Below are 1,450 nucleotides of genomic sequence, written 5' to 3'. Positions count from 1 at the left end.
AATTATGGAGGTGGGGCCTACCGCACTACGCTGCCCCGCGCTGGAACGCTTCTACATAGGAAAGGGGCGCCTGGAGCGCCCAGACCACCTGGTCAGCATCATAGGTCACCCCGCCAGTCCCGTTCAGCGCCGCCGGCGCCAACCGGTTGAGCACGACAGTACCGAATCCATCATGGGCGATAGCCTTGACCCGGGGCCCATCCTTCTCGGTCCACGTCAGTTGGAACGTGCGGTCGCCGTCCTCGTCAGTCACTTTCCAGTTCAGCGTGATCGAGCCCTTGCGGCCGGACAGCACCCCGTACTTGGCGGAGTTGGTGCACAGTTCATGAAAGGCGATCCCGAGATACTGTACAGCGTTGGGGGTTAGGACCAGGGCAGGGCCGTGCAGGCCGATCGCGTCCTCGCGTCCGAACGGCTTGGCCTGGGCCAGCAGAAGATCTGCTACCGTCGCACCCTTCCAGTCGGCGGATACAAGCAGGTCGTGAGATCTCGACAGCGCCATGATGCGCTCACGGACCTGCTTCTCGAAAACGTCAGGGCTCCCCGAGCGTTTGTTGGTCTCGCGGATCATCGACAGGATCACAGCGTACTGGTTTTTCACCCGGTGGTTGACTTCGCGCATCAGCATGCGGATGCGCTCCTCGCTTTCCTTCGCGGATGTGATGTCGCGGGCGATCTTGGAGGCGCCGACGATACGGCCGGCGCCGTCGCGCACGGGAGAGATCGTGAGGGAGACGGGAATGTCGGTGCCGTCCTTGCGGCGACGGATGGTTTCGAAACTCTCGACCCGGTCACCGTTGCGGATCCGCTCGATGATCATGGCCTCTTCGTCTCGATACTCGGGCGGGAACAGCATCGTAATGTGCTTGCCAACAGCCTCCTCTGCGGTGTAGCCGAAAAGCCGCTCAGCACCCTGGTTCCAGGTTTTGATGAAGCCGCCGAGGTTCTTGCTTATGATCGCATCGAACGAGGACTCAACAACCGCCGAGAGGTGCTGGGCGGCATCCTCGCCCCGCTTCCGGTCAGTGAGATCGAACAACATGTTGACCGCGCCGATCAGCTCGCCATGCTCGTTGAGCAAAGGTGTCGGGAACGGCATGAACGGGAAGAGCGACCCGTCCGGCCGCTGTGCGATAGCCTCGACGCCACGCACCGGCCGATTTTCGTTGAGTGCGATCGCCATCGGACATTGGTCGTGAGGCAGCGGCTCGCCGTCTGGGGTGAAGAGCCGAAACGTCACACACCATTCATCCTTGCCGATCTTTGGCTCGCGGCCAGCCAACTCGGCCGCCGCTCGATTGTAGTAGGTGATCTTCCCCTTAGCGTCCGTCGTGTAGATCGCCACCGGTAGCGCATCCAGGATCTGGTTGAATCGGGCCTCCTGTTGACCCAAAGCTCGCTCGGCCGTCTTCAGGGGCGTCACGTCGATGGTGAAGCAGCGGGTATGGAC

General features: G+C 61.9%; 1 protein-coding gene. It reads right to left on the bottom strand.

What is annotated here, in order from left to right:
- Positions 1-25 precede the first annotated feature (25 nt).
- On the bottom strand, positions 26-1,450 hold a 1,425-nt coding region (locus EOA28_RS35570), incomplete at its 5' end, for a PAS domain S-box protein (RefSeq protein WP_245501681.1).

The organism is Mesorhizobium sp. M2A.F.Ca.ET.067.02.1.1 (assembly GCF_004023285.1).
Classification (GTDB): Bacteria; Pseudomonadota; Alphaproteobacteria; order Rhizobiales; family Rhizobiaceae; genus Mesorhizobium.
Note: the sequence above shows the minus strand (reverse complement) of the source record. Positions and strands in the feature narration are given on the sequence as shown.